Genomic DNA, 25,299 nt, shown 5'->3' with positions numbered 1-25,299 from the left:
CGGGCTCCGTACGCCCCGTAGGATGGGCGTATGGCGAAGACCGGTACGACGACCCAGGGGCTGCGCGCGGCTATCGAGCGCAGCGGCTACTACCCGGCCCTCGTGGCCGAGGCCGTGGAGGCGGCCGTGGGCGGGGAGCCGGTTGTGTCGTACCTGGTCCACCAGGAGACGACCTTCGACTCCAACGAGGTGCGCCGCCATGTGACGGTGCTCGTGCTGACCGGTGCGCGCTTCATCGTCAGCCACACCGACGAGCAGGCCGCCGACAGCACCTCCCCCTCGCCGTACGCCACCACCTCGACCGAGTCCGTGAAGCTGGAGCGGATCTCCTCCATCGTGCTCAGCCGGGTCGTGGCCAACCCCGAGTCGTACACTCCGGGCACGCTGCCCCGTGAGGTCGTCCTGACCATCGGGTGGGGCGCGGTGTCCCGCATCGACCTGGAGCCCGCCGCCTGCGGTGACCCCAACTGCGATGCGGACCACGGCTACACGGGCTCCTCCACCGCCGACGACCTCAGCCTGCGCGTCAGCGAGGCGGGCGACGGGCCGGACAGCGTCCGGCAGACCCTCGTCTTCGCCCAGGCCCTCTCCGAGGCGACCGCGGCGACCACCGCCTGATGTCCCACCAGACCACCACCGCGGCCTGGCCCGAACCCGAGCCGCTCGACCCGCGCCGCGCACCGCTGCCGCGCTACGGCACCGGCTCCCTCGCCGACCTCCTGCCGGCGGTCGCGTCGGGCATGGGCGTACCCGGTCTTCCGACCGGTCTGGAACTGACGCCCGCCGACCGGGCCTGTGTCTTTCTGATCGACGGCCTGGGCTGGGAGCTGCTGCGCGCCCACCCGGACGAGGCGCCGTTCCTGCACTCGCTGCTGGGCACCTCCATGAACGGCACCGGCGAGCCCATGACCGCCGGCTTCCCGTCCACCACCGCGACCTCGCTCGCCTCGGTCGGCACCGGCCTGCCGCCGGGCGCCCACGGCCTGCCCGGCTACACGGTCGCCGACCCGGCCACGGGCGCGCTGATGAACCAGCTGCGCTGGCGGCCGTGGACCGACCCGCAGGCGTGGCAGCCCTATCCCACGGTCTTCCAACTCGCGGACGCCGCCGGGGTCGGCACCTGCCAGGTCTCCGCACCCGACTTCCAGCACACCCCGCTGACGAAGATCGCGCTGAGCGGCGGCACCTTCCACGGCCGCCTCTCCGGCGAGGACCGGATGGACCTGGCCGCGCAGCGGCTCGGAGCCACCGACCGTTCGCTGGTCTACACGTACTACAGCGAGGTCGACGGCAAGGGACACCGGTTCGGCGTCGACTCCGAGGAGTGGCGCGGCCAGCTGATGTACGTGGACCTGCTCGCCCGGCGGCTGGCCGAGCAGCTCCCGCCCCGTTCCGCGCTGTACATCACCGCCGACCACGGCATGATCGACATCCCCTTCGACCCCGAGTCGCGCATCGACTTCGACGAGGACTGGGAACTGCGCGCCGGAGTCGCACTGCTCGGCGGGGAGGCCCGTGCCCGGCATGTCTACGCCGTGCCCGGGGCCGCCGACGACGTACTCGCCGTGTGGCGCGAGGTGCTCGGCGAGCAGATGTGGGTCGCGGGGCGTGACGAGGCCATCGAGGCGGGCTGGTTCGGGCCGCCCGGACAGGGTGTCGACGACCGGGTGTACGCCCGCATCGGCGACGTGGTCGCCGCGGCCCGTGACGACATCGCGATCGTCGCGACCGAGACCGAGCCCAACGAGTCGGCGATGGTCGGGCTGCACGGTTCGATGACCCCCGTCGAACAGCTCGTGCCCCTTCTCGAAGTACGCTCCTGATGTACGGGCGCGGCCCTGCCGCGCCCGGCGAACTCCCCCACGAATGAAAGGCCTTGGCCGTCCCATGCCCGAGCTGGTGTTCTTCTCCGGAACGATGGACTGCGGAAAGAGCACACTCGCTCTGCAGATCGAGCACAACCGCTCGGCGCGCGGCCTGCAAGGGATGATCTTCACCCGCAACGACCGGGCCGGCGAGGGGAAGCTGTCCTCCCGGCTCGGCCTGGTCACCGACTCCGTCGAGGCGGGCGCGGGGTTCGACTTCTACGCGCACGTCGTCGGCCACCTGTCCGCGGGAGGCCGTGCCGACTATGTGATCGCCGACGAGGCCCAGTTCCTCGAGCCGGAGCAGATCGACCAGCTGGCCCGGATCGTCGACGACCTCGGACTCGACGTCTTCGCCTTCGGCATCACCACCGACTTCCGCACCAAGCTCTTCCCGGGCTCGCAGCGGCTGGTCGAGCTGGCCGACCGCATCGAGGTCCTCCAGGTCGAGGCGCTGTGCTGGTGCGGTGCCCGGGCGACCCACAACGCCCGTACGGTGGGCGGGCAGATGGTGGTCGAGGGCGCCCAGGTCGTCGTGGGCGACGTCAACCAGCCGGAGACCGTGGTCGGTTACGAGGTGCTGTGCCGCCGACACCACCGGCGCCGGCTGACGGCGGCCGCGGCCCGCGCCGCGGCCCTGTCGCCCGACGTCCTGCCGGTCGACGCCCCGCCGCTGACTACCGGGCCGACCGCAGGAGCGTGAAGACGGCGCCCTCCGGGTCCTCGACCGTGAGGATCCGCCCGGCCGACGTCTCCCGAGCCTTCCCCCACACCCGTCCGCCGAGTTCGGCCACCCGCCGCCCGGCGGCGTCGGGGTCGGCGACCTCGAAATACGTCATCCAGTGCGGGCGGCGCAGTGCGGGCCCCGCGCCACGGACGCCGGCCACCGGCCGCCCGTCCAGGTGCAGGGTGAGGGACTCGGCGTCCGCCGAGCCGGCGGGCTTGGTCTCGTAGCCGAAGAGGGCCCGGTAGAACTTGACCGCGGCGGTGGCGTCATGGGTGACCAGCTCGTGCCACACCGGGGTGCCCGGCGCGCCCGACGGCCGGGAGCCCTGCAGCTCCGGTCCCTGCCAGACACCGAACGGTGCCCCGGCCGGGTCGCTGGCCAGCACCAGCCGGCCCGACTGCGCGGCGGCCAGCGGGCCCACGCCCACCGTGCCACCGGAGCAGCGGATCCACTCCGCGGTGGCATCCGCGTCGTCGCTCGCCAGATAGGTGGTCCAGGCGGACGGAAGTTGACGATCGGGCGTCAGTTCGGCGATTCCGGCCACATCCCGCCCGTCGAGCGTGGCCCGGACGTACGGTCCCAGCTGGGGCGGCCCGGGGCTGTAGTAACTCCAGCCGAACAGCCCGCTGTAGAAGTCCTTGATCGCCTCCAGATCGTGCACCAGGAGGCTCGTCCAGCACGGAGTGCCCGGTGTCTGCCGAGTCTCCCCGTCGCTCCGCTGCGGGGAGGACCCCCATACCTCGGTCATCGTCGCTCTCTCCTCGGACCATCGTGGTGGCCGCGCGTCCCGTGCGGCTTCAGCGCGCGGGGTGGTGCGGGACGGTGCCTGAGCAGATGTTTGCACCACCTGTCGGGACATGCCCCCCGGCCGCGCCGGATTCACTGGTTCCCGCGGGATCCCGCGACAAGAGACCGGGAATTCGCGTTTTGCTTCCGCTTCGGCGCCATTGCCGTTCAGTATCGGCGCGCCGTGCGGCTCTGGCCAGAGCGCGTACGCCGACGGCGCCGCCGGGCATCCCGACGGCGCCGTACGAGGGAGACCGCTCAGTCCTGTTTCTTGCGGCGGGTGCCGAAGACGATCTCGTCCCAGCTGGGCACCGCGGCCCGGCGGCCCGGCCGGACGCCGTCCGCCTCGGCCTGACGGTCCGTCGTGCCGGTCAGCCGCTCGCGGTGCCCGGCCACCGAGCGGGGCATCAGGACGTCCGCGTACGCCGAACCGGCGCTCGCCGCGGAGGCCGGCTGCTCGACCGGCTCCGCGCCCTGAGGCGGCGTGTCGGAGGAGACGGCGGGGGGCGCCGACGGCGGTTCGGGCACGACCATGTCGCCGCGGAAGCTGGGTACGGCCTCGAGCAGGCTGGTCAGCGAATCCCGCTCCTTGCCGCCCTCGTCGCCCGCGGCCGGGGTCTCGGCGTCGGAGGGCGAGGGCGGTGCCGGGGGCACCGGCGCCTGGCGGTCCAGCGGCCGGTCCCGGGGGAGCCGTGCGATGCGGGGCACGAAGGGGAAGCTGGGTTCGGGCGTGTCCTCGGTCTCGCCGATGAGCGCCCGCGCCTCCTCGTCGAGCGCAGAGACGATCCGGCGCGGCGGGTCGTACGTCCAGCTGGCCGCGCGCGGCTCACCGGCCGCGCGGTAGACGAGCAGCACCTCCCAGGTGCCGTCGTCACGCCGCCACGAATCCCACTGCGCCGTGTCCTTCTCGGCGCCGCGCAGCATCAGCCGCTCCGCCACGGCCTCGCCGAGCTGGGGGCCGGAGCTCTCGCCGGGCCGGCGCACGGGCGTCTTGCGGGCCCGCTCGGCCATGAACGCGCGCTCGGCGAGCACGGGCCCCTCGAAGCGCCGTACACGCTCCACGGGGATGCCCGCGTGCTGCGCGACCTCCTCGGCCGTCGCGCCCGCCCGGATTCTGGCCTGGATGTCACGGGGACGGAGGTGGCTCTCCACCTCGATCTCGATCTGGCCCAGGCGCGCACGGTCGTTGCGTACGGCGGCACGCAGCCGCTCGTCGATGGGAAGGGTGTACTCCGTGCTGTCCGCAGCCTTGAGCACCAGCCGTGTGCCGTCGTTGGAGACGGCCACGACACGCAGTTCGGGCATGGGGACCTCCCGGGTGGTGCCTGCCGACGTCACGTGCGTCGCTGCTTCCGCTGGTCGAGTGTGGCCTGCCCGGGTAGCAGCCTGCCACAACATTGCCGAGTTGACGGGGCGAGAGCCGCCCGGGCCCCTCCCGCCGGATCCGGGCAGCAAGACGGGATTATCGGGGCCAGGGCTCGCCACAGTACTCCATTCGGACCACCGGGGGTGGATCGGCGCGCCATCGATGCTCACGTCCCACAAGGGAGTTGGTTGCGCCCTTGTGGGCCAGGACCTTCCCATGGGTGGCGAGGTTCACACAATCGCCGGATTCGGAACTGTTCGTTGCGCTCGAATGTCTCTTCTAGCTGCAAGAGGGAGCGAAAGGAACGACAGAGGCTGGAGATGGACGAAAAAGCCGAAAGCGACGCAAAATCCAAGGGCAAACGTCTGGACTTGAGCGTCGCCCAGGTGTCCGGAAGCGCGCTGGCGGCGGTGGTGGCCGCCTTCCTGGCGGGCAAGTTCGGTGTCTACGGCACCGTGCTCGGTGCCGGTGTCGTCAGTGTCGTGGCCACGACGGGCGGCACGGTCTTCCAGCACCTGTTCAAACGTACGGGCGAGCAGGTCCGCGAGGCGACGGTGCAGGCAGCGCGGCCGAAGCTGCGCCAGGTCCCCGTCCGGGACGCGGGCCGGGCCGTCGACCGCGCCCGGGGCGACGCCCCGACCGTTCTCACGCCGGGTGCGGAGCCGGACCGTACGCAGTTGCTGCCCCAGGCGTACGCCGGTGCGCACTCAGGCGTACTGGACGAGGCGTACTCCGAGGGCACCACGCACGGCACACGGTTCCGCGGGTGGAAGCGTTCGCTGGCGGCTGCCGGTGTCGTCTTCCTGCTCGCGATGGGCACGGTGACCGTGGTCGAGCTGGCCTCCGGGCAGGAGACGACGGTCAACCAGGTCGTCACGGGGGACAGGCCGAAGCCGAAGAAGCGGCAGGAGCAGACCCCGCAGGCGCCCGACCCGGGCCGGTCGCACGGCAGCAGTGAGGGGACCGGTCACGGCGGCTCCACGCCGGACCCGGACTCCTCCGGGCAGGGCGGCGACAAGGGCAAGGAGTCGCCGCAGCCCTCGGTCACGCCCTCGGACGGCGGCTCGTCGCCGACCCCGGAACCCACGCCCACGCCGTCCCACACGCCGGACGACGGCAAGAGCGGCCGGCCGACGCCGTCCAAGCCGCCGACGCAGCAGCCGCCGAAGGGCCAGGACGCCGCGAGCGGCGGCGGGACCGGCTCAGCCTCCTAGCACCCGCCGCAGATAGTCGTTGCCGAACACGCGGTGCGGGTCCAGCCGGTCCCGCACCGCCGTGAACTCGGCGAAGCGCGGGTAGACCGCCGCCAGGTACTCCGCGTCACGGCTGTGCAGTTTCCCCCAGTGCGGTCGGCCGCCGTGGGCGGTCATGATCTGTTCGGCCGCGGTGAAGTACGCCTGGTGGGGCGTACCGCGGTACATGTGTACGGCCAGATAGGCGGTGTCCCGGCCGGAGGCCGTGGACAGCGGGATGCCGTCGGCCGGCGCGGTGCGCACCTCCACCGGGAAGGAGACCCGCAGCCCGCGGCGCTCGATCACCGCCCGGAGCTCGCGCAGCGCCGCCATGGCCCGGTCGCGGGGGAGCGCGTACTCCATCTCCACGAACCGGACCCGGCGGGGGCTGGTGAAGACCTTGTACGGGACGTCGGTGTACGTACGGGCCGACAGGGCGCGGCCGCTGATCCTGGCGATGCCGGGGATGGTGGCGGGCGCGGCCCGGCCCAGGGCGCAGACGGCGCCGAAGAGGCCGTTCGACAGGAGCTCGTCGTCCACCCAGGCGCGGGCGCGGCCCAGCGGCCGGGCCGGACCGGGGCTGCGGTTGTTGCGCTTGGTGACGCAGTGGTCGGTGTGCGGGAACCAGAAGAACTCGAAGTGCTCGTTCTCCGACACCAGTTGGCCGAATTCCTGAGTCACCCGGTCGAAAGGCATCGGTTCCTCGCGAGCCGTGAGCAGGAACTCCGGCTCCACCGCGAAGGTGATCGCGGTGATCACCCCCAGGGCGCCGAGCCCCACCCGGGCGGCCGCGAAGACCTCCGGGTGTTCCTGTGCGGAGCAGCGCAGCACCGAGCCGTCCGCCGTCACCAGTTCGAGGCCCTCGATCTGGGCGGCGATGGCCGCCGAGTCGCGGCCCGTGCCGTGGGTGCCGGTGCTGACGGCGCCGGAGACCGTCTGCTCCATGATGTCGCCCATGTTCGTGAGCGACAGGCCGTGCCGGGTCAGTGCTCTGTTCAGCTGCGCGAGCGTCGTGCCCGCCGCGACCGTGACGGTCCCGGCGGCGCGGTCGACGGCGCCGCCGGTGAGGCGGTCGGGGCGTATCAGCAGGCCGTCGGTGACGGCCGCGGTCGTGAACGAGTGCCCGGTGCCCACGGCCTTCACCCGTAAGCCGTCCGACGCGGCCCGGACGACCGCCTCGGCCAGCTCCTCGGTGGTGGCCGGAGCCGCGGTCCGTACGGGCCGGGCGGTGACGTTGCCCGCCCAGTTACACCACGCGTTCGTCCTCGCTGTCTCCGTCATGTGCGCCGGCCCCTCCCCTTGCCCGCGGGATGGACGTCCCCATCCCCTCCGGTGCCGGCCGCAGCCGGCGGTAGCCGAGGAACGCGACCGTGGCCGCCAGCGCTCCCGACGTGCCGGGCACCGCGTACCCCGTCGAGGCTCCGGCGGCGTCGACCACCCAGCCGGCGGCCGACGATCCGAGTGCCACCCCGACCGCCAGTCCGGTGCTCGTCCAGGTGATGCCCTCGGTCAGGTTCGCGCGCGGTACGTGCTGCTCGACGAGGGCCATGGTGGTGACCATCGTGGGTGCGATGGCGAGGCCCGCGAAGAAGAGCGCCACGGCCAAGAACGCCAGGTTCCCGACCAGTTGGAGGGGGATCATACTCACGGCCATGGTGCACACGCCCAGCAGCCAGCGCCGCGCGGGCTCGCTCTTGAGGTGCAGCAGCCCGAACACGGTGCCCGCCAGACAGGAGCCCAGTGCGTACGCCGCGAGCGCCAGGCTGGCCGCGGCCTTGTGCCCGCGCTCCTCCGCGAAGGCGACCGTGACCACCTCGATCGAACCGAACAGCGCCCCTGTGGCCACGAACGTCACCACCAGCACCCGCAGTCCGCGCGAGCGCATGGCGGAGCCGCCCGGGCGCTGGTCGCGGGAGTGCGGCACGGGTTCGGTGGCGCGCTGCGCGGTCAGCCAGAAGACGCCGGCAGCCAGGAAGCAGCCGGCCAGCAGGGGACCGGCCTCCGGGAACCAGGCCGTCGACAGGCCGATCGAGAGGATCGGCCCGACGATGAACACGAACTCGTCGATGACGGATTCGGCGGAGTAGGCCGTGTGCAGCTTGCGCGGGGAGTTCTCGTAGATCGCTGTCCACCGCGCCCGCACCATCGAGCCCACGTTCGGCACGCAGCCCATGCCCACGGAGAAGGCGATCAACGTCCAGTCGGGCCAGCCCTGTTGGGCGCTCAGCAGCAGCCCGGCGACCGAGAGCAGCGACGCGAGGGTGGCGGGGCGCATCACCCGCCGCTGCCCGTGCCGGTCGACCAGCCGCGACACCTGAGGGCCCATCACGGCGGCGGCGAGCGCGTAGACCGCGGTCAGGGCGCCCGCCAGCCCGTACCGCCCGGTGAGCTCGGAGACCATGGTGACGATGCCGATGCCCATCATGGACAGCGGCAGGCGGCCGATGAAGCCGGCCGCGGAGAATCTTCTGGTGCCGGGGGCGGCGAATATCGCGCTGTAAGGACTGGACAAGACCGGCTCCGCGCTGGACGAGGACCTGTGGACGACACGAGCGTGCCGTAAGGGACATGGGTGGGCTATACAGCTTACGAGTGAACGTGTGTACGTCGCACGGTTATTTAGCGTCGACCCGGGGCATCGGCCCGGCGCGGTGGTTGTCAGCGGCGGGTGGCAGGATCGGAACCATGTCGGACCAGCCAGCCCATGCCCCCTATGACGCCCTGCTGCTGCTCTCCTTCGGCGGCCCCGAGGGCCCGGACGACGTCGTCCCGTTCCTGGAGAACGTGACGCGAGGCCGCGGCATCCCTCGCGAGCGGCTCAAAGAGGTCGGGCAGCACTACTTCCTCTTCGACGGCGTCAGCCCGATCAATGACCAGAACCGCGCGCTGCTGGGCGCGTTGCGCGAGGAGTTCGCCGCCGCGGGCATGGACCTGCCGGTCCACTGGGGCAACCGCAACTGGGCGCCGTATCTGACCGACACCCTGCGGGAGATGGCGGCCGCCGGGCACCGCCGGGTGCTGACCCTCGCCACCAGCGCGTACGCCTCCTACTCCGGCTGCCGCCAGTACCGGGAGAACCTCGCCGACGCGCTGGCGACGCTGGCCGCCGAAGGGCTTCCGGTGCCGCGCGTGGACAAGCTGCGCCACTACTTCAACCACCCCGGCTTCGTGCGGCCCATGATCGACGCGGCGCTCGCGGCGCTCGCCGAACTGCCGGAGGAGGTGCGGGGGACGGCACACCTGGCCTTCACCACGCACTCCATCCCGACCGCCGCCGCGGACACCTCCGGCCCCGCCGACGGCCACGGCGACGGCGGGGCGTACGTGGCCCAGCACCTGGACGTCGCCCGGACCATCGCCGAGGCGGTGCGCGAGGAGACGGGCACCGACCGCCCCTGGCGCCTCGTCTACCAGTCGCGCAGCGGGGCCCCCCACATCCCCTGGCTCGAGCCCGACATCTGCGACCACCTCGAGGCCGTGCACGCGGAAGGGGCCCCGGCCGTCGTCATGGTCCCGATCGGCTTCGTCTCGGACCACATGGAGGTCAAGTACGACCTCGACACCGAGGCCGCCGCCAAGGCCGCCGAGCTCGGCCTGCCCGTCTCCCGCGCCGCCACCGTCGGGGCCGACCCCCGCTTCGCGGCCGCGGTGCGCGAGCTGGTCCTCGAGCGCGCCGCCGCCGAGCGCGGCGAGCAGCCCCGGCGCTGCGCGCTCGGTTCCCTCGGCCCCTCCCACGACCTGTGCCCGGTGGACTGCTGCCCCGCCAGGACCCCGCACGCGGCCGCCGCCGGCGCCGACAGCCCGTACGCGTAAGGAACACCGTGACCGATCCGCTCAACGCCGAACTCCTGACGGTGGCCCTGGAGGCCGCCGCCCTGGCCGGTGACCTGCTCAAGGACGGCCGCCCCGCCGACCTGGGCGTGGCCGCGACCAAGACCAGCCCGATCGACGTCGTCACCGAGATGGACCTCGCCGCCGAGAAGCTGATCACCGGCTTCCTCGCCGACCGCCGTCCGCACGACGGGCTCCTCGGCGAGGAGGGCGCCAGCAGCGAGGGCACCAGCGGGGTGCGGTGGATCATCGACCCCCTCGACGGCACGGTCAACTACCTCTACGGGCTCCCCTCCTGGGCCGTCTCCATCGCCGCCGAGCGCGACGGCGAGGTGGTGGCCGGGGTCGTCGCCGCCCCGATGCGCGGCGAGACCTACCGGGCCGTCCTCGGCGGGGGCGCCTTCGCGGGCGACCGCCCGCTGAAGGTGCGCCCGGCGCCCGTCCTCGCCCAGGCGCTCATCGGCACAGGCTTCGGCTACCTCACCGAGCGGCGCGCCGCCCAGGCGGAGGTGCTGCGCTCCCTGCTGCCCGAGGTGCGCGACATCCGGCGCGGGGGAGCGGCCGCGATCGACCTGTGTGATGTGGCCTGCGGCCGGCTCGACGGCTACTACGAGCGCGGCCTCAACCCGTGGGACTTCGCCGCCGGCGCCCTCATCGCCCGCGAGGCGGGCGCCCTCACCGGCGGCCGCCCCGGAGCCCCCGCCTCCGGCGAGCTGACGGTCGCCGCCCCGCCCGGGCTCTTCGAGCCGCTCCGGGCCCGCCTGGAGGAGCTCGGCGCCTGGCACGACTAGCCTCCGGCGGATCGTCGCCCGTGGATGCGGCCGGTTCGGCGCCGCCGGACTCCGGCGTCGTGGCTGATCACCGCTGCCGCGAAGGACGCGCACGCACGCGAGCGCCCCGACGCACATGTCATGCGTCGGGGCGCTCGGCCCGTATGCGCTGTGCCCTATGGGTCAGGCGGCGCTGACTTCGACGCCGTGCTCCGCGGCCAGGCGGTGCAGGTCGTCCAGCTCCGACTGTTCCACCTCGGCGAGAAAGTCGTCGCCGGTGCGGCGGGCCCGGTCGAGGTCGGTACGGGTGGTCTCTATGCGCTGCAGAATGCCAGCGGTGAACGCGTCCATATTGCTGCGCCCCCTCGTCGTGGGTCGTTGGCACGGGGGTGTGCCACGGCGAAACGATCTGTCCCCTGGGGTGCCGCCGATCATGGCGTGCGGCCGTTACAGGGACGTGATCGTGGGTTGCAGACGTCTTCCCCACCGTCATCCGGAGGGAAACCTGTGATTCGCGAACAATCCGAAATCTCTGCCCATCCAGGCCGACAGGAACCCCCTTACAGCCGGTTTACCGGTGTCCGAGGCAGGATGGAGGAACCCTCCGGAGCCCCAGGTCTGTCCGCAGGGGGATGGAACAGCCGGCCCACAGGGCCCAAGCGGAAGGAAAGCACCGTGCGCGTACTCGTCGTCGAGGACGAGCAACTGCTCGCAGACGCCGTCGCGACCGGACTGCGCCGGGAAGCCATGGCCGTCGACGTCGTGTACGACGGAGCCGCCGCCCTGGAGCGCATCGCCGTCAACGACTACGACGTCATCATCCTCGACCGTGACCTCCCGCTGGTCCACGGTGACGATGTCTGCCGCAAGGTCGTCGAGCTGGGCATGCCCACCCGGGTCCTGATGCTGACCGCCTCCGGCGACGTCAGCGACCGCGTGGAGGGCCTGGAGATCGGCGCCGACGACTACCTTCCCAAGCCCTTCGCGTTCTCCGAGCTCACCGCCCGCGTCCGGGCGCTGGGCCGGCGGACGACCGTGGCCCTGCCGCCCGTGCTGGAGCGCGCCGGCATCCGGCTCGACCCCAACCGCCGCGAGGTGTTCCGCGACGACCGGGAGGTGCAGCTGGCTCCCAAGGAGTTCGCGGTGCTCGAGGTGCTGATGCGCAGCGAGGGTGCCGTGGTCTCCGCGGAGCAGCTGCTGGAGAAGGCCTGGGACGAGAACACCGACCCGTTCACCAACGTCGTCCGGGTCACCGTCATGACGCTGCGCCGCAAGCTGGGCGAGCCCGCCGTCATCATCACCGTGCCCGGTTCGGGATACCGGATCTGACCGCGATGCCCATCACACCCCCCAGCCCGCCGACGCCGCCCGCGCCGGCACCTCCCGCCGCCCCTCCCAGGCCGGCCTGGGACCCCCGTCAGCCGGTCGTACGGCCCTTCCCCTGGCTGCGCCCGACGATCCGGATACGACTCACGCTGCTGTACGGCGGGATGTTCCTGATGGCGGGCGTCCTGCTGCTGACGATCATCTACCTGCTCGCGGCGGCCGCGATGCGGCAGGGCAGCGAGCTGCCGTTCTCCGTGATCGAGGGCAAGGTGCAGGTCGCCTCCAACTGCCCCGATCTCGTCGGCCTCAGCGGCGACAAGGACAAGTTCATGCAGGGCGTCAAGGCCTGCACCCAGCACCAGCGCTCCGTCGCCCTCGACGGCCTGCTGCGCCGCTCGCTGCTGGCCCTGCTGGGCCTCGCCGTGATCGCCTTCGCCTTCGGCTACGCCATGGCCGGCCGCGTTCTCTCGCCGCTCGGCAAGATCACGCGTACCGCCCGCCGGGTCGCCGGCACGGACCTGTCCCGGCGTATCGAGCTGGGTGGCCCGGACGACGAGCTGAAGGAGCTGTCGGACACCTTCGACGAGATGCTCGACCGGCTGGAGCGGGCCTTCACGGCCCAGCAGCGCTTCGTGGCCAACGCCTCGCACGAGCTGCGCACCCCGCTGGCGATCAACCGCACGCTGCTCGAGGTGCACCTCTCCGATCCCGGTGCCTCTCCGGAGCTCCAGCAGCTCGGCAAGACGCTGCTGGCCACGAACGAGCGCAGCGAGCAGCTCGTGGAGGGTCTGCTGCTGCTGGCCCGCAGCGAGAACGAGATCGTCGACCGCAAGCCGGTGGATCTGGCGGAGGTCGCCTCGCAGGCGCTGGACCAGACCCGCACCGAGGCGCAGGGGAAGGGCGTGGAGCTGCGGGGCATCCGGCAGCCGACGGTGGTGCAGGGCAATGGCGTGCTGCTGGAGCGGATCGCGCTGAACCTGGTGCAGAACGCCGTGCGCTACAACGTCCCGGACGGGTGGGTCGAGGTCACCACCGAGGCACAGCCGGGCCAGGCGGTGCTGGTGGTGGAGAACACCGGCCCGGTCGTCCCGGCCTACGAGGTGGACAACATCTTCGAGCCGTTCCGCCGGCTCCGTACGGAGCGCACCGGCAGCGACAAGGGCGTCGGTCTCGGGCTGTCCATCGTCCGTTCCGTGGCCCGTGCCCATGGCGGGCGCATCACGGCCACACCCCGTGAAGGCGGGGGGCTGGTGATGCGCGTGGTGCTCCCGACCTGACATGTCGCGAGAAATCTGCGACAATGCGCGACGCCGGTTCCCTTTGGGAGGAATTTCTCCGATCTGACCGGCATCTGTGCCGTGTGTGATCGATCACATGCACAGGCTTCCGGCCACCTACTCTCCGTGATCGAGTGGGCCGGTTCAACGCCTGGAAAATGGGGGTTTCCGGGGGTCTTGATCACGGGAAGTACAGGAGATGGCGCTGCCGCATATGGCTCTCGGACCGGATACGGTCCCCTTCGCCACCCGTTCCGATCACCTCTTCAGGTGCGGGGTTGGGTGTCGATTGAGTAACAGACCTTGATGTGAGGCAAAATCTCCGCCTCGGGTCGGGCACAAGTCCGGCCTCTCACGCGTTACGTGCGCTGGAGACACCGCAGACACCCAGAGGGGGAGAGCGACATGGCAACGGATTACGACACCCCGCGCAAGACCGATGATGACGTCGATTCCGACAGCCTTGAAGAGCTGAAGGCCCGGCGGAACGACAAGTCCGCCTCGTCCGTCGACGTCGACGAATTCGAGGCCGTCGAGGGCCTCGAGCTGCCCGGCGCGGACCTTTCCAACGAGGAGCTGGCCGTTCGGGTGCTGCCCAAGCAGGCCGACGAGTTCACCTGCATGAGCTGCTTCCTCGTGCACCACCGCAGCCAGCTGGCCGGTGAGAAGAACGGCCAGCCGATCTGCCGCGACTGCGAATGAGATGAGGGTCTGCGATGGCAGGCTCGAATCCGTTCCGGAAGCGGCGCTCCCGGCAGCCCGAAGCCTTCGGGCCCGCCGAGGAGGTCACGCGGTCCGCAGGGGCCGCAGCGGACGAAGCGGCCGACACACACGCCGGGCGGGGCTCCTTTGCCTCGCTCGCCGCTGAGGTCGGCCGCGACGTCGAGAAGGACCAGAAGGACCGCACGCGGTGGGTGAGGGGGGCACGGTCGGGCCTGAACGCCATCGCCGACCGGATCATCGCGACCGCACCGCGTGTGCCGGTACGTGACCTCGGTGCCCTGAGGGCCCAGTTCCCGGGGCTCGGCCCCGAGGAGATCGCCGACAAACTGGTGGCCGGCGCCGTCTACGGCACGTCCACCGTCGGCGCCGGGGTCGGCGCGGCGGCGATGCTGCCGGTGCCGCCCGCGATGCCCGCCGAGCTCGCCGCCGAGGTCGTCGGCGTCGCGGCCGTCGAACTCAAGCTGATCGCCGAACTGCACGAGGTGTACGGCGTGCGCGCGCCGGGCACGGCACGCCAGCGGGCCATGGCCTATCTGTGGGCCTGGGCCGACGAACGCGGCATCGACGCGGCCGCTCCCATGACCGTCAACGCCGCGCTCGGCGTACAGATGAAGCGCGAACTGCGCCAGCAGATCCTCAAGCGCACCTTCCGCAAGATGCCCAGCCTCGCGCCCTTCATGATCGGCGCGGCCGTCGGTGCCGTGATGAACCGCCGCGACACCCGCAGGCTCGCCGGGAAGGTCCGGGCGGACCTCCGCGCCAAACAGGTGCCGTGGGAGCCGCGGGCCTAGCCGCGCACGGCCTCGAGGGCGGCGGCGAGGCTCTCGGGGGAGCGGGTGGAGAGATAGACGTACGGCGTCGGGTCGGCGGGGTCGGTGATCTCGATCCGCACCGCCGTCGGCACATAGCTGCGCAGCAGCATGAAGGCGCGGGTGTCGGCCTTGTGCGTACGCCAGGCACGGGCCTCCTCCGCGTCCAGGACCTGCGGTGCGCCCAGCGCCTCGACCGGGATCCTCGCGTCCCCGGCCACGAGCGCGCCGCCCACCACGCGGATCCGGACGGAGCCGTACGAGCTGACCGCGACAGCAGCCAGGGCGCCTCCGCCGATGAGGCCGGCGAGCATGGGCACGGTGCCGAGCGGCAGCAGAACCAGCGCCATGGCCACCCCGAGGAGAACCGCAATGAACCACCAGGAACGGGGCGCGGTCAGGCGTTCTTCGTAAGGCTGCATGCATGCAAGCTTGGCACGGAGGGGACCGGGTGCCGTCGGCGCGGGTAAGGTCAGCCCCTGTGAGTGGACGAACGACAGCGCTGACACCGCCGGCCGACGCCGGACCGCCGGTGCGGCACCCCGAAGCCCCTGCGCCCGGAGAGGTCCTCGGGTCGCACTATGAACACTGCTTCGGCTGTGGTGGCGGAGTCCCGCACGGCCTGCACCTCGATGTGCGGGCCGGTGAGGGCGTCAGCGTCACCGCCGAGTTCCGGGTCAAGGAGGCCCACCAGGGAGCCCCCGGCCTGGCGCACGGTGGCGTGCTGGCGACGGCGCTGGACGAGACGCTGGGATCGCTGAACTGGCTGACGCGGGTCATCGCGGTGACCGGCCGGCTGGAGACGGACTACGTACGGCCCGTGCCGGTGGACACCGTGCTGTATCTCGAGGCCGAGACGACCGCGGTCCACAATCGCAAGATCTACTGCACGGCCACGGGCCGGATCGGCGGCCCCGAGGGGCCGGTGGCGGTGCGCGCGGACGCGGTGTTCATCGAGGTCAAGGTGGAGCACTTCGTGGAGAACGGCCGTCCCGCCGAGATCAAGGCCGCACTGGCGGACCCCGACCAGGTGAAGGTCGTCCGAGCGTTTGAGGTGAACCCGTGATGCGTCAGCCTGTCGATGTGCTGATCCGGCGGCTCGATCCGGAGGTGCCCGTGCCGTCGTACGGTCACCCCGGTGACGCCGGCTGTGACCTGGTGACCACCGAGGCGGCCGAGCTCGCGCCGGGCGAGCGGATGGTGCTGCCCACCGGGGTGTCGATCGCGCTGCCGGATGGGTATGCGGCCTTTGTGCATCCGCGTTCGGGGCTTGCTGCCCGGTGCGGGGTCTCCATGGTGAATGCCCCGGGGACCATCGATGCCGGGTACCGTGGAGAGATCAAGGTGATTGTGGTCAATCTGGACCCCCGCGAGAGCGTGCGGTTCGAGAAGTTCGACCGCATCGCCCAGTTGGTTGTCCAGCAGGTCGAGAAGGTCCGCTTCCACGAGGTGGCGGAGCTTCCCGGCTCGGCGCGGGGCGATGGGGGCTTCGGGTCCACCGGGGGCCACGCAGCCGTGGGGCATGGATTCGCTTCGGTCGCCTCTGACCGGGAAGGACAGTGACGTGTTCGGTCGTCGCCGCAAGCGCAGCGAGGACGCCGTCGATCAGGTCGACGACGTGATCTCCGAGGAGCCCGCGCAGGGCGAGGGGGCCGCGCAGGACACCGCGGCCGGGAGCCGGGTCCGGCTGGAGCCGGAGCCGCGCCCCGACGGGCCGTGGGACGTCTCCGAGGTCCATGAGCCCGCCGAGGGCCGGGTCGACCTGGGCGGGGTGTTCGTGCCCGGTGTCGACGGCATGGAGCTGCGGGTCGAGGTCGCCGGCGACGCGATCGTCGCCGCGACCGTGGTGCTGCGCGACAGCGCCGTGCAGCTGCAGGCCTTCGCGGCACCCAAGCGCGAGGGCATCTGGCCCGAGGTCCGGGACGAGATCGCCTCCGGCATCACCCAGCAGGGCGGTGTCGTGGACGAGGTCGAGGGCCCGCTCGGCTGGGAGCTGCGGGCCCAGGTGCCGGTCGCGCTGCCGGACGGTACGAGCGGGGTGCAGCTGGTGCGCTTCGTCGGCTGTGACGGCCCGCGCTGGTTCCTGCGCGGTGTGATCTCGGGCCAGGGCGCGGTGCAGCCGCAGACCGCGGGCATGCTGGAGCAGATCTTCCGGGACACGGTCGTCGTGCGCGGCACGTCGCCGATGGCGCCGCGCGACCCGATCGTCCTGAAGCTGCCCGATGACGCGCAGATGGTCGCCGAGGGCCTGCAGGAGCAGGCGGGCTCACGCTTCGCCGGAGGCGTGGAGCACCTCGAGCGCGGACCGGAGATCACCGAGGTCCGCTAGTCCACGACGCCGGTCCACCACCGCGCACAACGGCGCGAAGTGGCTGGCCAACGGCCGGATTATGCCGTTCCGCCGGGCCGGAACCCCTTGCCGGGGTTCCGGCCCGGCGGCGTTTTCGCAGGTCCTGGGCCTGGGCGTAAGAGTCTCGTCAAGGGGGCGCTAATGGCCGTAAGGGACCCGTCAACGAACCCGGAACGCCTCGGCAACGGAGGTTTCCTCTAGAGGTCCGTTCATCCGAACCTCTCTAGGAGCATGCGATGGCCGATGTGGCCTTCGTCGCCACCATGATCGCGGTATTCGCGCTGGTGGCTCTCGTCGCCAAGGGGGTGACGAAGCTGTGACCGCCGAGAACATCGTCGGCCTTGTCGTGGCCGTCGCCCTCCTGGGCTACCTGGTCCTCGCCCTTGTTTTCCCGGAGAGGTTCTGAGCACAGATATGAGCCCCGCACTCTCCGGAGTTCTCCAGCTGACCGCGCTCATCGTGGCGCTCGCGCTGGTCTACGTACCGCTGGGCGACTTCATGGCCCGCGTGTACAGCTCCGACAAGCACCTCCGCTCCGAGAAGCTGATCTACCGCCTGATCGGTGCCGACCCCAACGCCGAGATGCGCTGGCCCGCGTACCTGCGCGGCGTGCTGGCCTTCTCCGTCGTCAGCGTCCTGTTCCTGTATCTGCTCCAGCGGATCCAGGGCGTGCTGCCGAAGTCGCTGTCGCTCGGCTTCCACGCGATCAGCCCGGACCAGGCGTTCAACACGGCCGCGTCGTTCGTCGCCAACACCAACTGGCAGTCGTACTCGGGCGAGCAGGCCATGGGCCACGCCGTCCAGACGCTGGGCCTCGCGGTGCAGAACTTCGTCTCCGCCGCCGTGGGCATGGCCGTCGCCATCGCGCTCGTCCGGGGCTTCGCCCGGTCGCGCACCGGCGACCTGGGCAACTTCTGGGCCGACCTGGTGCGCGGCACCGTCCGGATCCTGCTCCCGATCTCCGTGATCGGCGCGCTGGTCCTGGTCGCCTGCGGTGCGATCCAGAACTTCTCGGGCATCCACGAGATAGGCCAGCTGGCCGGTGACCCCCAGCAGGTCAACGGCGGCGCCGTGGCCTCGCAGGAGGCCATCAAGGAACTGGGCACCAACGGTGGCGGTTACTTCAACGCCAACTCCGCCCACCCGTTCGAGAACCCGAGCGCCTTCACCAACCTGTTCGAGATCTTCCTGATCCTCGTCATCCCGTTCGCGCTCACCCGCACGTTCGGCAGGCTCGTCGGCAACGTCAAGCAGGGCTACGCGATCCTCGCCACGATGGCCGGCATCTGGATCGCCTTCACCGGCCTGATGCTGTGGACGGAGATCGCCCACCACGGTCCCGCGTTCCAGGCGGCGGGCAGCGCGATGGAGGGCAAGGAGCAGCGCTTCGGCGTCGCCGGCTCGTCGGTCTTCGCCGTCGCCACCACCCTCACCTCGACCGGTGCGGTGGACGCGGCCCACTCGTCCTTCACCGGACTCGGCGGCGGCATCGCGATGCTGGGCATGATGCTCGGCGAGATCGCGCCCGGTGGCGTGGGCTCCGGCCTCTACGGCATGCTCGTCATGGCGATCATCGCGGTGTTCATCGCGGGCCTGATGGTCGGCCGTACGCCCGAGTACCTCGGCAAGAAGATCGGCACCCGCGAGATCAAGCTCGCCGCGTGCTACATCCTGATCACCCCGACCCTGGTGCTGGGCTTCACCGCCCTGTCGATGGCGCTGTCCTCGCCGCCGGAGTCGATCCTCAACAAGGCCGACAGCTCGGTCGTCCACAGCGGGGCGCACGGCTTCTCCGAGGTCCTGTACGCCTTCACCTCGGGTGCCAACAACAACGGCTCGGCCTTCGCGGGCCTGAACGCCAACACCCCCTGGTACAACACCACGATCGGCCTCGCCATGCTGCTCGGCCGTTTCCTGCCGATGGTCTTCGTCCTGGCGCTGGCCGGCTCGCTCGCCGAACAGAAGCCCGTACCCGAGACCGCGGGCACCCTGCGCACCGAGAAGCCGCTCTTCGCCGGTCTGCTCGTGGGCGCGATCCTCATCATCACCGGCTTGACCTACTTCCCGGCCCTGGCCCTTGGCCCGATGGCGGAGGGACTCTCATGAGCACGACCACCCCTGTCCGCACCGCTCCCGAAGGGGACGAGAAGCAGCACGCCCCCGAGGAGAACGGCCGCGTCTCCGGCGGCATGTTCGACCCGGCGCAGCTGCTGAAGTCGCTGCCGGACGCGTTCCGCAAGCTCGACCCGCGGACCATGGTCAAGTCCCCGGTCATGTTCGTGGTCGAGGTCGGTTCGGTGGTCACCACCGGGCTGGCCTTCAAGAACCCGGGCGACTGGTTCGGCTGGACGATCGCCGCGTGGCTGTGGCTGACGGTCGTCTTCGCCAACCTCGCGGAGGCCGTCGCCGAAGGCCGTGGCAAGGCCCAGGCCGACACGCTGCGCAAGGCCAAGACCGACACCGTCGCGCGGCGCCTGACCAGCGACGGTAAGAGCGAGGAGTCGGTGCCCGGCACCGAACTGCGCGTGGGCGACCTGGTCGTCTGCGAGGCGGGCGACATCATCCCGGGCGACGGCGACGTCGTCGAGGGCGTGGCGTCCGTGGACGAGTCGGCGATCACCGGTGAGTCGGCGCCCGTCATCCGTGAATCCGGCGGTGACCGCTCGGCGGTCACCGGCGGTACCAAGGTGCTGTCCGACCGCATCGTCATCAAGATCATGACGAAGCCGGGCGAGACCTTCATCGACCGGATGATCAACCTGGTCGAGGGCGCGGCCCGGCAGAAGACGCCGAACGAGATCGCGCTCAACATCCTGCTGGCCTCGCTCACGATCGTCTTCCTGCTGGCGGTCCTCACGCTCCAGCCCTTCGCGATCTACGCGGGCGCCGAGCAGACGATGATCGTCCTCGCGGCCCTGCTGGTCTGCCTGATCCCGACGACCATCGGCGCCCTGCTCTCCGCGATCGGCATCGCGGGCATGGACCGGCTCGTCCAGCGCAATGTGCTGGCCATGTCGGGACGTGCCGTCGAGGCGGCCGGTGACGTCTCCACGCTGCTGCTGGACAAGACCGGCACCATCACCTACGGCAACCGCCGCGCTTCCGAGTTCGTCCCGGTCAAGGGCGCGCAGGAGGCCGATCTGGCGGAGGCCGCCCAGCTCTCCTCGCTCGCCGACGAGACCCCCGAGGGCCGCTCGGTCATCACCCTGGCCAAGGAGAAGTACGGCCTGGCGGAGCGCAGCCAGAGCGAGCTCACCGACGCCGAGTGGGTGCCCTTCACGGCCCAGACCCGGATGTCGGGCGTGGACGTGGACGGGCGCAAGGTCCGCAAGGGCGCGACCGGTTCGGTCATCGCCTGGGTCGAGGAGCGCGGCGGCAGCATCGCCGAGGACGCCCGCGACCTCAACGACCGGATCTCCCAGGCGGGCGGCACCCCGCTGCTCGTGGCGGTCGAGGACGAGAAGGGCGCCCGGGTCCTGGGCGTCATCCACCTCAAGGACGTCGTCAAGGAAGGCATGCGCGAGCGGTTCGACGAGCTGCGCGCCATGGGCATCAAGACCGTCATGATCACGGGTGACAACCCGCTGACGGCCAAGGCCATCGCGGAGGAGGCCGGCGTCGACGACTTCCTCGCCGAGGCCACGCCCGAGGACAAGATGGCGCTGATCAAGCGCGAGCAGGCCGGCGGCAAGCTCGTCGCGATGACGGGCGACGGTACGAACGACGCCCCGGCCCTCGCGCAGGCGGATGTCGGCGTGGCGATGAACACCGGTACCTCGGCCGCCAAGGAGGCCGGGAACATGGTGGACCTGGACTCCAACCCGACCAAGCTCATCGAGATCGTCGAGATCGGCAAGCAGCTGCTCATCACGCGTGGCGCGCTCACCACCTTCTCGATCGCCAACGACGTCGCGAAGTACTTCGCGATCATCCCGGCGATGTTCGCGGTGGCCTACCCCGGCCTGGACAAGCTCAACATCATGAGCCTGCACTCGCCGCAGTCGGCGATCCTGTCGGCCGTCATCTTCAACGCGCTGATCATCATCGCGCTGGTGCCGCTGGCCCTGAAGGGCGTGCGCTACCGGCCGATGAGCGCGGACGCGATGCTCCGCCGCAACCTCTTGATCTACGGACTGGGCGGCCTGATCTCCCCGTTCATCGGCATCAAGATCATTGACCTGCTCATCTCCCTCATCCCTGGCATCGGGTGACGTCATGAACAACTCCGTACGCGGCACAGCCCGAGTGCTGTGGGCGGGGCTCCGCGCCCTGCTCGTCCTCACCGTGGTCTGTGGCGTGATCTATCCGCTGGTCGTCACCGGCATCGCGCAGGCGGCCTTCCACGACAAGGCCAACGGCTCGGAGATCAAGGTCGACGGCAAGTCCGTCGGCTCCGAGCTCCTCGGCCAGAGCTACACGCTCGACGCGAAGGACAAGGACGGCAAGCCGCTGAAGGACAAGGACGGCAAGCAGGTCACGGTGCCGAATCCGGTGTTCTTCCAGCCCCGTCTGTCGGCGGCCGGCCCGAACACCGAGAACACCCAGTACAAGCTGGTGGTCTCCGGTGGTTCGAACCTCGCCGGTGACAGCAAGGCCCTGCTGGACCAGGTGAACCAGAACCGGGAGGACATCGCCAAGTTCAACGGTGTCGCCCCGTCCGAGGTCCCGGCGGACGCGGTGACCGCGTCCTTCTCCGGCCTGGACCCGGACATCTCCCCGGCGTACGCCCGCCTGCAGGCCAAGCGGGTCGCCCAGGCCAACAAGCTGTCGGCCGACAAGGTCGAGCAGCTGGTCAAGGACCACATCGACGGCCGCCAGCTGGGCTTCATGGGCGAGGAGCGCGTCAACGTGCTCAAGCTGAACATCGCGCTGCAGAAGCTCGTCAAGAGCTGACCGCACGCGCACAAGCGGGAGGGCCGGGGCACACGCCCCGGCCCTCCCGCGCGTTTCACCACACGTCGCCCGGCCGCCAGTCGCACACCAGCTCCGCGTCGAGGTCGAGCGGCGTCGTCAGCGGCAGGACGTGGATGCCGTCCTCCCCGGTGGGCTCGATGCCCGTGGGGGCGAGCACCGCGCACGGGCCCCGCCACGGGAGCCAGCCCCGGCCGCGGTAGAGCGGCACGGCCTCGTCGGCGGCGCCGAGTGCCCCCAGCTCGTACCCGCCGCGGCGCAGCACCTGCTCCAGCGCGTCCATCACGGCCGTCGCGTGCCCCCGGCGGCGCCGGTCGGCGCGTACGGCCACGGCCTCCACATAGCCCGTGCGCAGCGCCCGTCCGCCGTGCAGCAGGCGGCGCTGCACCACCGAGCCATGGGCGACGATCTCGCCGTCCTCCCGGACCAGGGCGTGGACGCCGCCCACGCTGTGGTCCCAGTCGTCGTCGGAGAAGTCGCCCTCGAAGGCGGCGTCCAACAGGGCGCGTACGGCGGCCAGTTCGGACGCCTCGAGGCCGGAGGTGTGTGCCGTGTGCAGCTCGGTCATGGTCCTCATGCTACGAACGTCACGCGGCCGCGCGTCAGGACCGCGTCAAATACCTGCGGGACGACCGCTCTTCGCCCGAAATGTCCGGACCGTCCGCCGTAAGCTCGTCGATGCGCGGCAGTGCTGCACCTCAGGACGGAGAACCGCCCCGACCACCGTCGCGATTCGTGAAAGACAATGGGGCCATGGGACGCGGCAATCTCCGGATCTATCTCGGCGCGGCGCCGGGCGTCGGCAAGACCTACGCCATGCTCTCCGAGGCGCATCGCCGGGTGGAGCGCGGCACCGACCTGGTCGTGGGCTTCGTGGAGCACCACGGCCGCCCGCGCACCGAGGTCATGCTGCACGGCCTGGAGGAGGTGCCCCGTCGTGAGCTCGTCTACCGCGACAGCGTCTTCACGGAGATGGACGTGGACGCGATCCTCGCCCGGAGCCCCAGGGTCGTCCTCGTCGACGAGCTGGCCCACACGAACGTCCCGGGATCGCGCAACACCAAGCGCTGGCAGGACGTCGCCGAGCTGCTCCAGGCCGGCATCGACGTCATCTCGACCGTCAACATCCAGCACCTCGAGTCGCTGGGGGACGTGGTCGAGTCGATAACGGGCGTGCGGCAGCGCGAGACGGTGCCCGACGAGGTCGTGCGGCGTGCCGACCAGATCGAGCTGGTCGACATGTCGCCGCAGGCCCTGCGCCGCCGCATGGCGCACGGCAACATCTACAAGTCCGACAAGGTCGACGCCGCCCTCTCCAACTACTTCCGGCCCGGCAACCTGACCGCGCTGCGCGAGCTGGCCCTGCTGTGGACCGCCGACCGCGTCGACGAGTACCTGCGCCAGTACCGCACCGACCACAGCGTCTCGACCATCTGGCAGGCGCGCGAGCGCATCGTCGTCGGCCTCACCGGCGGCCCCGAGGGCCGCACCCTCATCCGGCGTGCCGCCCGTATGGCCGCCAAGGGCTCCGGCAGCGAGATCCTCGCCGTCTACATCGCCCGCAGCGACGGGCTGACCTCGGCCTCGCCCAAGGAGCTGGCCGTCCAGCGCACACTGGTCGAGGACCTCGGCGGCACCTTCCACCATGTGATCGGGGACGACGTCCCCGCCTCGCTGCTGGAGTTCGCTCGCGGCGTCAACGCCACCCAGATCGTGCTCGGCTCCAGCCGCCGCAAGAACTGGCAGTACATCTTCGGCCCGGGCGTCGGCCAGACCGTCGCCCGCGACTCCGGTCCCGACCTGGACGTCCACATCGTCACCCACGACGAGGTGGCCAAGGGCCGGGGGCTGCCGGTGGCGCGCGGCGCCCGGCTCAGCCGGGGGCGCATCCTGGCCGGCTGGCTGGTCGGCGTGGGCTTCCCCACGCTGTTCAGCCTGGTGCTGACGAACATCGAGCCGGACCTCGGGCTCGCCAACGACATGCTGCTGTTCCTGTGCGCGACGGTCGCGGCGGCCCTGCTCGGCGGACTCGCGCCGGCCCTGTTCTCGGCGGCCTTCGGGTCCCTGCTGCTCAACTACTACTTCGTCGAGCCGCTGCACGAGCTGACGATAACGGACCCGAAGAACATCGTCGCCATAACGATCTTCGTGTTCGTCGCGGTCTCGGTGGCCTCCGTGGTGGACCTCGCGGCCCGCCGCACGCACCAGGCGGCCCGGCTGCGGGCCGAGTCGGAAATACTCTCCTTCCTCGCCGGCAGCGTGCTGAGGGGGGAGACGAGCCTGGACGCCCTGCTGGAACGGGTCCGCGAGACCTTCGCCATGGATTCCGTGGCGCTGCTGGAGCGCGCCAGCGAGCACGACCCCTGGACCTGCGCGAGCAGCGTCGTGACCAACTCGGGCAAGCCCCTGCTGCGCCCCGAGGACGCCGATGTCGACATGCCCGTCGGCGACCACATGGCCCTCGCGCTCTCCGGCCGGGTGCTGCCCGCCGAGGACCGCCGGGTGCTGGCCGCCTTCGCGGCCCAGGCGGCCGTCGTCCTGGACCGCCAGCGCCTGGTCGGCGAGGCCGAGCGGGCCCGGCAGCTGGACGAGGGCAACCGCATCCGTACGGCCCTGCTGGCCGCGGTCAGCCATGACCTGCGCACCCCGCTGGCCGGCATCAAGGCGGCCGTGACCTCGCTGCGCTCCGACGACGTGGCCTGGTCCGAGGAGGACGAGGCCGAGCTGCTGGCCGGCATCGAGGACGGCGCCGACCGCCTCGACCACCTGGTCGGCAACCTGCTCGACATGTCCCGGCTGCAGACCGGCACCGTCACCCCGCTGATCCGCGAGATCGACCTCGACGAGGTGGTCCCGATGGCGCTCGGCGGCGTCACCGAGGGCAGTGTGAGCCTCGACATCCCCGAGACGCTGCCGATGGTCGCCGTCGACCCGGGCCTGCTCGAGCGCAGCGTCGCCAACATCGTCGAGAACGCCGTCAAGTACAGCCCGGACGGCGACCCCGTCCTCGTCGCCGCCAGCGCGCTCGGCGACCGCGTCGAGGTCCGGGTGGCCGACCGCGGCCCCGGCGTGCCGGACAGCGCGAAGGACCGCATCTTCGAGCCCTTCCAGCGCTACGGCGACGCCCCGCGCGGCGCGGGCGTCGGGCTCGGCCTCGCGGTCGCCCGCGGCTTCGTCGAGGCGATGGGCGGCACGCTCTCGGCCGAGGACACCCCGGGCGGCGGCATGACCATGGTCCTCACCCTTCGGGCCGCCGCGGGTCTTCCGCCGGTCCGTCCGGACCTGCCGGCGCAGGCCACCTCATGAGCCGGTCCGCAGACCTGGAG

At 71.2% G+C, this 25,299-nt stretch carries 25 protein-coding genes; 18 read left to right on the top strand and 7 right to left on the bottom strand.

The genetic code is table 11. The features are described from left to right. Positions 1–30 precede the first annotated feature (30 nt). From ACV530_RS21275 to ACV530_RS21265, 3 genes are all read left to right on the top strand, one after another. Positions 31–618 carry a DUF5998 family protein gene (locus ACV530_RS21275; RefSeq protein WP_494334159.1) on the top strand — a complete coding sequence of 196 codons (588 nt, stop codon included), beginning with the start codon at positions 31–33 and terminating at the stop codon, positions 616–618. After that, positions 618–1,823 carry an alkaline phosphatase family protein gene (locus ACV530_RS21270; RefSeq protein WP_494334158.1) on the top strand — a complete coding sequence of 402 codons (1,206 nt, stop codon included), beginning with the start codon at positions 618–620 and terminating at the stop codon, positions 1,821–1,823. The genes ACV530_RS21275 and ACV530_RS21270 overlap by 1 nt, the downstream gene beginning before the upstream one ends. Positions 1,824–1,887: 64 nt before the next feature. Beyond that, complete coding sequence (locus ACV530_RS21265) at positions 1,888–2,568, top strand: thymidine kinase (RefSeq protein WP_494334157.1); 681 nt, start codon at positions 1,888–1,890, stop codon at positions 2,566–2,568. Here ACV530_RS21265 and ACV530_RS21260 read toward each other — a convergent pair. Beyond that, a complete protein-coding gene (locus ACV530_RS21260) occupies positions 2,543–3,340 on the bottom strand; it encodes a VOC family protein (protein ID WP_494334156.1) in 798 nt (265 codons plus the stop codon). The two genes, ACV530_RS21265 and ACV530_RS21260, sit on opposite strands and share 26 nt — an antisense overlap. A 296-nt stretch (positions 3,341–3,636) precedes the next feature. Continuing rightward, entirely contained in the window at positions 3,637–4,683 is a 1,047-nt protein-coding gene (gene sepH / locus ACV530_RS21255; RefSeq protein ID WP_494334155.1) for a septation protein SepH, read from the bottom strand. A 432-nt stretch (positions 4,684–5,115) separates the two neighbouring features. Between sepH and ACV530_RS21250 the strand changes: the two genes are divergently transcribed. Beyond that, positions 5,116–5,958, top strand: a complete 843-nt coding sequence (locus ACV530_RS21250; RefSeq protein WP_494334154.1) for a hypothetical protein — start codon at positions 5,116–5,118, stop codon at positions 5,956–5,958. Here the strand turns inward: ACV530_RS21250 and ACV530_RS21245 are convergent. Both ACV530_RS21245 and ACV530_RS21240 read right to left on the bottom strand, forming a co-directional pair. Beyond that, positions 5,947–7,257, bottom strand: a complete 1,311-nt coding sequence (locus ACV530_RS21245) for a D-arabinono-1,4-lactone oxidase (RefSeq protein WP_494334153.1) — start codon at positions 7,255–7,257, stop codon at positions 5,947–5,949. The genes ACV530_RS21250 and ACV530_RS21245 overlap by 12 nt on opposite strands. Further along, complete coding sequence (locus ACV530_RS21240) at positions 7,223–8,488, bottom strand: MFS transporter (RefSeq protein WP_494334152.1); 1,266 nt, start codon at positions 8,486–8,488, stop codon at positions 7,223–7,225. Before ACV530_RS21240 ends, ACV530_RS21245 begins: the two co-directional genes overlap by 35 nt. 173 nt (positions 8,489–8,661) lie before the next feature. On the opposite strand from ACV530_RS21240, the gene ACV530_RS21235 reads away from it, so the two are divergent. Further along, positions 8,662–9,789, top strand: a complete 1,128-nt coding sequence (locus ACV530_RS21235) for a ferrochelatase (protein ID WP_494334151.1) — start codon at positions 8,662–8,664, stop codon at positions 9,787–9,789. A gap of 8 nt (positions 9,790–9,797) precedes the next feature. Further along, on the top strand, positions 9,798–10,598 hold the full coding sequence (locus ACV530_RS21230; RefSeq protein WP_494334150.1) for an inositol monophosphatase family protein: 801 nt from the start codon (positions 9,798–9,800) through the stop codon (positions 10,596–10,598). Between the two features lie 162 nt (positions 10,599–10,760). Here the strand turns inward: ACV530_RS21230 and ACV530_RS21225 are convergent, their stop codons facing one another. Beyond that, complete coding sequence (locus ACV530_RS21225; RefSeq protein ID WP_494334149.1) at positions 10,761–10,928, bottom strand: hypothetical protein; 168 nt, start codon at positions 10,926–10,928, stop codon at positions 10,761–10,763. Positions 10,929–11,252: 324 nt separating this feature from the next. Here ACV530_RS21225 and ACV530_RS21220 point away from each other — a divergent pair, with 324 nt between their 5' ends. From ACV530_RS21220 to ACV530_RS21205, 4 genes are all read left to right on the top strand, one after another. Then, positions 11,253–11,906, top strand: a complete 654-nt coding sequence (locus tag ACV530_RS21220) for a response regulator transcription factor (RefSeq protein WP_494334148.1) — start codon at positions 11,253–11,255, stop codon at positions 11,904–11,906. 5 nt (positions 11,907–11,911) lie between these two features. After that, on the top strand, positions 11,912–13,180 hold the full coding sequence (locus ACV530_RS21215) for a sensor histidine kinase (RefSeq protein ID WP_494334147.1): 1,269 nt from the start codon (positions 11,912–11,914) through the stop codon (positions 13,178–13,180). A 405-nt stretch (positions 13,181–13,585) separates the two neighbouring features. Beyond that, entirely contained in the window at positions 13,586–13,882 is a 297-nt protein-coding gene (locus ACV530_RS21210) for a DUF4193 domain-containing protein (RefSeq protein ID WP_494334146.1), read from the top strand. 14 nt (positions 13,883–13,896) lie between these two features. Then, a complete protein-coding gene (locus tag ACV530_RS21205; protein ID WP_494334145.1) occupies positions 13,897–14,694 on the top strand; it encodes a hypothetical protein in 798 nt (265 codons plus the stop codon). Here ACV530_RS21205 and ACV530_RS21200 read toward each other — a convergent pair. After that, positions 14,691–15,134, bottom strand: a complete 444-nt coding sequence (locus ACV530_RS21200) for a DUF3093 domain-containing protein (RefSeq protein ID WP_494334144.1) — start codon at positions 15,132–15,134, stop codon at positions 14,691–14,693. The two genes, ACV530_RS21205 and ACV530_RS21200, sit on opposite strands and share 4 nt — an antisense overlap. 59 nt (positions 15,135–15,193) lie before the next feature. On the opposite strand from ACV530_RS21200, the gene ACV530_RS21195 reads away from it, so the two are divergent. The 7 genes from ACV530_RS21195 (at position 15,194) to kdpC (ending at position 21,955) form a co-directional block, all read left to right on the top strand. Further along, positions 15,194–15,778, top strand: a complete 585-nt coding sequence (locus ACV530_RS21195; protein WP_494334143.1) for a PaaI family thioesterase — start codon at positions 15,194–15,196, stop codon at positions 15,776–15,778. Beyond that, on the top strand, positions 15,778–16,275 hold the full coding sequence (gene dut / locus ACV530_RS21190; RefSeq protein ID WP_494334142.1) for a dUTP diphosphatase: 498 nt from the start codon (positions 15,778–15,780) through the stop codon (positions 16,273–16,275). Before ACV530_RS21195 ends, dut begins: the two co-directional genes overlap by 1 nt. Further along, complete coding sequence (locus ACV530_RS21185; protein ID WP_494334141.1) at positions 16,235–17,041, top strand: DUF3710 domain-containing protein; 807 nt, start codon at positions 16,235–16,237, stop codon at positions 17,039–17,041. Before dut ends, ACV530_RS21185 begins: the two co-directional genes overlap by 41 nt. Positions 17,042–17,378: 337 nt before the next feature. After that, entirely contained in the window at positions 17,379–17,468 is a 90-nt protein-coding gene (gene kdpF, locus ACV530_RS21180; RefSeq protein WP_033264828.1) for a K(+)-transporting ATPase subunit F, read from the top strand. A gap of 8 nt (positions 17,469–17,476) precedes the next feature. Continuing rightward, positions 17,477–19,168 (top strand): potassium-transporting ATPase subunit KdpA, encoded by a 1,692-nt coding sequence (gene kdpA, locus ACV530_RS21175; RefSeq protein ID WP_494334140.1) that lies wholly within the window; start codon positions 17,477–17,479, stop codon positions 19,166–19,168. After that, positions 19,165–21,273 carry a potassium-transporting ATPase subunit KdpB gene (gene kdpB, locus ACV530_RS21170; protein ID WP_494334139.1) on the top strand — a complete coding sequence of 703 codons (2,109 nt, stop codon included), beginning with the start codon at positions 19,165–19,167 and terminating at the stop codon, positions 21,271–21,273. The genes kdpA and kdpB overlap by 4 nt, the downstream gene beginning before the upstream one ends. Positions 21,274–21,277: 4 nt before the next feature. Next, on the top strand, positions 21,278–21,955 hold the full coding sequence (gene kdpC / locus ACV530_RS21165; protein ID WP_494334138.1) for a K(+)-transporting ATPase subunit C: 678 nt from the start codon (positions 21,278–21,280) through the stop codon (positions 21,953–21,955). Between the two features lie 55 nt (positions 21,956–22,010). On the opposite strand, the gene ACV530_RS21160 is transcribed toward kdpC, so the two are convergent. Beyond that, positions 22,011–22,550, bottom strand: a complete 540-nt coding sequence (locus tag ACV530_RS21160) for a GNAT family N-acetyltransferase (RefSeq protein WP_494334137.1) — start codon at positions 22,548–22,550, stop codon at positions 22,011–22,013. Between the two features lie 176 nt (positions 22,551–22,726). Between ACV530_RS21160 and ACV530_RS21155 the strand changes: the two genes are divergently transcribed. Further along, positions 22,727–25,279: a DUF4118 domain-containing protein gene (locus ACV530_RS21155; RefSeq protein WP_494334136.1), complete on the top strand. Its 2,553-nt coding sequence runs from the start codon at positions 22,727–22,729 to the stop codon at positions 25,277–25,279. Positions 25,280–25,299: the final 20 nt, after the last annotated feature.

The organism is Streptomyces sp. SX-6 (assembly GCF_059089585.1).
The sequence above is the reverse complement of the archived record's forward strand: the minus strand, read 5'-3'. Positions and strand labels throughout refer to the sequence as shown.

Bases quoted from the DNA above. Each gene is read 5' to 3' on its own strand.
- ACV530_RS21160 (WP_494334137.1), bottom strand. From the start codon at position 22,550: ATGAGGACCATGACCGAGCTGCACACGGCACACACCTCCGGCCTCGAG.
- ACV530_RS21265 (WP_494334157.1), top strand. From the start codon at position 1,888: ATGCCCGAGCTGGTGTTCTTCTCCGGAACGATGGACTGCGGAAAGAGC.
- ACV530_RS21200 (WP_494334144.1), bottom strand. From the start codon at position 15,134: ATGCAGCCTTACGAAGAACGCCTGACCGCGCCCCGTTCCTGGTGGTTC.
- ACV530_RS21155 (WP_494334136.1), top strand. From the start codon at position 22,727: ATGGGACGCGGCAATCTCCGGATCTATCTCGGCGCGGCGCCGGGCGTC.
- ACV530_RS21205 (WP_494334145.1), top strand. From the start codon at position 13,897: ATGGCAGGCTCGAATCCGTTCCGGAAGCGGCGCTCCCGGCAGCCCGAA.
- dut (WP_494334142.1), top strand. From the start codon at position 15,778: ATGCGTCAGCCTGTCGATGTGCTGATCCGGCGGCTCGATCCGGAGGTG.
- ACV530_RS21235 (WP_494334151.1), top strand. From the start codon at position 8,662: ATGTCGGACCAGCCAGCCCATGCCCCCTATGACGCCCTGCTGCTGCTC.
- ACV530_RS21270 (WP_494334158.1), top strand. From the start codon at position 618: ATGTCCCACCAGACCACCACCGCGGCCTGGCCCGAACCCGAGCCGCTC.
- ACV530_RS21245 (WP_494334153.1), bottom strand. From the start codon at position 7,257: ATGACGGAGACAGCGAGGACGAACGCGTGGTGTAACTGGGCGGGCAAC.
- kdpC (WP_494334138.1), top strand. From the start codon at position 21,278: ATGAACAACTCCGTACGCGGCACAGCCCGAGTGCTGTGGGCGGGGCTC.
- ACV530_RS21210 (WP_494334146.1), top strand. From the start codon at position 13,586: ATGGCAACGGATTACGACACCCCGCGCAAGACCGATGATGACGTCGAT.
- ACV530_RS21225 (WP_494334149.1), bottom strand. From the start codon at position 10,928: ATGGACGCGTTCACCGCTGGCATTCTGCAGCGCATAGAGACCACCCGT.
- ACV530_RS21215 (WP_494334147.1), top strand. From the start codon at position 11,912: ATGCCCATCACACCCCCCAGCCCGCCGACGCCGCCCGCGCCGGCACCT.
- kdpB (WP_494334139.1), top strand. From the start codon at position 19,165: ATGAGCACGACCACCCCTGTCCGCACCGCTCCCGAAGGGGACGAGAAG.
- ACV530_RS21185 (WP_494334141.1), top strand. From the start codon at position 16,235: ATGGATTCGCTTCGGTCGCCTCTGACCGGGAAGGACAGTGACGTGTTC.
- sepH (WP_494334155.1), bottom strand. From the start codon at position 4,683: ATGCCCGAACTGCGTGTCGTGGCCGTCTCCAACGACGGCACACGGCTG.
- kdpA (WP_494334140.1), top strand. From the start codon at position 17,477: ATGAGCCCCGCACTCTCCGGAGTTCTCCAGCTGACCGCGCTCATCGTG.
- ACV530_RS21260 (WP_494334156.1), bottom strand. From the start codon at position 3,340: ATGACCGAGGTATGGGGGTCCTCCCCGCAGCGGAGCGACGGGGAGACT.
- ACV530_RS21275 (WP_494334159.1), top strand. From the start codon at position 31: ATGGCGAAGACCGGTACGACGACCCAGGGGCTGCGCGCGGCTATCGAG.